Genomic DNA, 4,437 nt, shown 5'->3' on the forward strand with positions numbered 1-4,437 from the left:
CAACACCACCACCTCACGCTCCCGCTCGGTGAGCGCGCGCACGCCCGGGTGCGGCGCCGGCCGGCGCGCCCGCCTGGCCACGAACTCGCCGATCACCCGGCGGGTGACGGTAGGCGACAGCAGCGACGCGCCGTCGGCGACCACGCGTACGGCGCGCAGCAGCTCCGCCGGTTCGGTGTTCTTGAGCAGGAACCCGCTGGCGCCGTCCCGCAGCGCCTCGAAGACGTACTCGTCCAGCTCGAAGGTCGTCAGCACGATCACCGGGTCGGACCAGGCTGGCTTCGTCCAGGTGATCCAGGGGGTTAGACCGAGGAGATGGAGCGGCTGGCCGCTTTGGCCGCGCCAAGACGAGACGCTCGCCGAGCAGGCCCCGCACATCCTGGGCATGCTCGTGGCCGAGCACGCCGACCGGCCGGGGACGTTCCCGGATGGTGTACTCCACCTCCGCGCCGGCCGCTCGGCGCTTGAGCGGGAGCACCCGGCCGAGTCAGAGCCGCCCTGGCGTATTGGTTAGCGGCAGGCGCCGCAGGCGCGGCTTACGGTCGCCGCATGAACATCTGCCGCCGGCCGGCCGCTCGGCATGGCGCAGACAGCGGATGTCCGTCTTGTGACATGCCCAGCCCTACGCGCCGCGTGGTAGAGCGGCTACGCGCGGGGGGTAGGGCAAGAGCCGCCCGCGGCCCGACGACGGTTGAGCGCCCAGCCGCAAGGATGATTCGGAATTCTGACCGGAGGAGGGGAAAGCATGCGGCGGATCCTTTTCGGCATTGCCTGCGTGGGCCTGCTGGCTACGCTTGGACCCAGCGCGGCGGCAGGATCGTTGGACACCGCCGGGCCCTTGGTGCAGGTGTCGGGCCCGAGCCCGTTCGCTGACTGCCCGCCCGCCGACCTGGACCCGGTGCTGCCCAAGGGGGAGGTCGAGCCGTACGTGGCGGTCAACCCGACCAACCCCGCCAACGTCGTCGGCGTCTGGATGCAGGACCGCTTCCGCGGCCTGGTCGCCGGGGTGAGCCTGGACGGCGGCGCCACCTGGCGGCAGGTGGTGCTCCCCGGCCTGACCCGGTGCACCGGCGGGCAGTTCGACTACGCCTTCGACCCGTGGGTGTCGTTCGGGCCGGGTGGTGCGCTGTACCTGTCGGCGTCGGTGTTCGGCGACGCCGGTCAGGGCGCGATCCTTGCAAGCACGTCCACCGACGGGGGGTTGACCTGGAGCGACCCGGTCCCGCTCATCGCCGAGACCGACCCGATGGTCGAAGACCACGGCGAGTCGATCACGGCCGACCCGACCGACAAGGACCTGGTCTATGGGGTGTGGACCCACTTCCCGGCGCCGAAGGGCAAGGTGGGCGTGCAAGGGCCGGCGTTCTTCGCCCAGAGCAGCGACGGTGGCGCCACCTGGCGGCGGGCGCGGCAGATCTTCGACCCAGGCCCCAACAAGCTGACGACCGGCAACGAGATCGTCGTGCTACCCGACGGCGAGCTGGTCAACGGGTTCACCCTCATCGCCGTGGGCGCACAGGGGCAGGTCCAGTCCAGCGTCGCGGTGCTCCGCTCCAACAACAGGGGGCGGCACTGGTCGCGCGAGACGATTGTGAACCGGCTCCAATCGGTCGGCACCACCGACCCCGAGACCGGCGACCCGGTGGCCAGCGGCAACCTCCTCACCGACATCGCCGTCGATCCCACGAGCGGCCGGCTGTACCTGGTGTGGCAGGACGCCCGCCTCAACGGCGGCCGGGCGGACGCGATCGCGCTGTCCTCCTCCGGCGACGGCGGCCGGACATGGACGGAGCCGGCGAAGGTCAACGCCACCCCGACCGACCTCCCGGTCGGCGACCAGCAGGCGTTCACCCCCTCGGTGGAGGTGGCCGCCGACGGGACGGTCGCGGTCAGCTACTCCGACTTCCGCCGCAACGACGCGGCCGCGTCGCTGCTGACCGACCGCTGGCTGGTGGCCTGCCACCCGACCGCCACGGCGGCGTGCACGACGTCAGAGGGGTTCGGTGACGAGGTACGGCTCACCGACGCCTCCTTCGATCTGCGGCAGGCGCCGCAGCTTGTGGGCGCGGGCGGACCGGAGGGCTTCTTCCTGGGCGACTACATGGGCCTGGCCAGCGCCGGCGAGGACTTCCTCGCGCTGTTCTCCCAGCCCCACGATAGCGACCCCGCCAGCGTGTTCGCACGGCGCATCCAGCCATAGACTCCCGGTACTGGGTCAGCGGGTACGACGCGGCGATCTCTTCAGTCTCGGCGGTTGGCGCCTACACGGCGACCGAGGAGATTGAGCCCATAGGCCAGCACATTGCAGCCTCGATACCAGCAAAGCTCGCTGAGGCAGGCAGTGGGCCGAGGAGGATCGAAGCTGGATCTGGCGCCATGCCGCGCTGAGCTGAAACGGCGAGGTCCCAGCATCAGAAGCGTGGCGCCGGGCCTCTGGAGCTCGTAGGGGGGCAGCATGACGCCGCCAGGGTCGCTGCGGCTACGTCGAGGGTGGTAGGAGCGAGTACACTCGTGGGCGGATTCCAGCGATCCTGGCGGGTCCTATCGTGGTCGGCATGGATGTCGCCCGTTGGCGTGGGGTCGGCCGGGCCGTGGTGGCCGACGCGTTGCCGGCCGTCGCCGCGGCGGCGGTGATGGCGCTGGGGTCGGGACCGGCGGCCAAGGGGGAGGTGCCGCCGCGCCGTCCGTTGGACTGGCTGGCGTACGTGCTGATGGGGGTCGCGGCGGCGGTGCTGGTGGGGCGGCGGCGGCGGCCGCTTGGGGTGCTGGCGGTCACGGTCGGGGCGAGCGTCGTCTACCTCGTGCTGGAGTACCCGCATGGGCCGATCCTGCTGGCGATGAGCGTGGCGATGTACTCGGTCGCGATCAGGTTGCCGGCGGCACCCTCCCTGGTCGCCTGCGGCGTGACCCTGCTGGCCGTCGTCATCGCCGACATGGTGGTCATCGACCCGGAGCGGCTGCTGGTCGAGACGCCGTTGCTGCTGGCGGTGCTGTCGGGGCTGCTGCTGCCGGCGTGGGCGATCGGCACGGTGGTGCGGCTGGGCCGGGAGGCCGAACGGCGCGCCCGACAGGATGAGACGCGGCGGCGCGCCGACGAGGAGCGGCTACGGATCGCCCGGGAGGTCCACGACGTGGTCGGGCACGGCCTGGCCGCGATCAACCTGCAGGCCGCAGTCGCCCTGCACGTGGCGGGCAGGCGCCCTGAACAGGCCCAGGTGGCGCTGGAGGCGATCAAGCGGTCCAGCAAGGACGCGCTGGAGGAACTGCAGGGGACGCTGGCGGTGTTCCGCAAGCCCGACAACGGGGACGGGCCGTGGCGGCCAGCGCCCGGGCTCGGCCAGCTCGAGGCGCTAGCGGCTGCCATGACCGAGAGCGGCCTGCCGGTGGAGGTGGTCGTCACCGGCGAGCGGGCCAGCCTGCCGGTGGCGGTGGACCTGGCCGCCTACCGGATCGTGCAGGAGTCGCTGACCAACGTGGTGCGCCACGCCGGCCCCGCCACCGCCACCGTGCGGGCCGGCTACCAGCCCGGCGCGGTGGTGCTCGAGATCGCCGATGACGGCAGCGGCCGGGCGTCGGGCATCGCACGGCCGGCCGGGCATGGCATCGCCGGGATGCGCGAACGCGCCGCCGCGGTCGGCGGGACGCTGGAGGCCGGCCCCACCGCCGACGGCGGGTTCCTGGTGCGTGCCCGCCTGCCCCTGGGGGCGAGTCACCGATGATCCGGGTGGTGATCGCCGACGACCAGGCGCTGCTCCGGCTGGCCCTGCGAGTGCTGCTGGAGACCGAGGACGACATCACGCTGGTCGGCGAGGCCGACGACGGGCGGGCCGCGGTCGAGCTGGTCCGGCGCACCCGCCCGGACGTGGTGCTGCTGGACGTGCGGATGCCGGGCACCGACGGACTCCACGCGCTGCGGGCGATCGTGGCCGCCCCCGAGCTGGCAGCCACCCGGGTCATCGTGCTGACGACCTTCGAGCTGGACGAGTACGTCTTCGAGGCGCTGCGGGACGGCGCCAGCGGGTTCCTGCTCAAGAACACCGAACCGGCGGAACTGCTGCGCGCCGTACGCGTGGTCGCCGACGGCGCGTCGCTGCTGTCGCCTACCGTCACCCGCCGGGTGATCGACGAGTTCGTGGCCAGGCGGGCGCGCCGGCCGGCGCCGCACCCGGGCCTGCGCGCGCTCACCGAGCGGGAGCGTGAGGTGGTGGTGTTGGTGGCCGAGGGGCTGGCCAACGAGGAGATCGCCGAGCGGCTGGTGATCAGCCCCGCGACCGCCCGCACCCACGTCAGCCGGGCGATGGGCAAGCTGGGCGCCCACGACCGCGCGCAGCTGGTGGTGGTCGCCTTCCAGGCCGGCCTGGCCGCCCCGGACGCACGCTGACGCCCGGCCGGCTACGCGCCGCGGCGTAGGCGCTCCATGTGCAGCACAAGAGCCGC

At 72.8% G+C, this 4,437-nt stretch carries 3 protein-coding genes and 1 pseudogene; 3 read left to right on the forward strand and 1 reads right to left on the reverse strand.

The features are described 5' to 3' along the window. Positions 1-261, reverse strand: a pseudogene (locus VG276_30330) (DNA-binding response regulator). 484 nt (positions 262-745) lie between these two features. On the opposite strand from VG276_30330, the gene VG276_30335 reads away from it, so the two are divergent. From VG276_30335 to VG276_30345, 3 genes are all read left to right on the forward strand, one after another. Beyond that, positions 746-2,200 carry a sialidase family protein gene (locus tag VG276_30335; GenBank protein HEV8653582.1) on the forward strand — a complete coding sequence of 485 codons (1,455 nt, stop codon included), beginning with the start codon at positions 746-748 and terminating at the stop codon, positions 2,198-2,200. A gap of 355 nt (positions 2,201-2,555) precedes the next feature. Then, the gene (locus VG276_30340; protein HEV8653583.1) at positions 2,556-3,719 is read left to right on the forward strand and encodes a sensor histidine kinase; all 1,164 of its coding nucleotides are present in this window, start codon (positions 2,556-2,558) and stop codon (positions 3,717-3,719) included. Continuing rightward, positions 3,716-4,381 (forward strand): response regulator transcription factor, encoded by a 666-nt coding sequence (locus VG276_30345; GenBank protein HEV8653584.1) that lies wholly within the window; start codon positions 3,716-3,718, stop codon positions 4,379-4,381. The genes VG276_30340 and VG276_30345 overlap by 4 nt, the downstream gene beginning before the upstream one ends. The last annotated feature ends 56 nt before the right edge of the window (positions 4,382-4,437 follow it).

The organism is Actinomycetes bacterium (genome assembly GCA_036000965.1).
Lineage (GTDB): Bacteria > Actinomycetota > CALGFH01 > CALGFH01 > CALGFH01 > DASYUT01.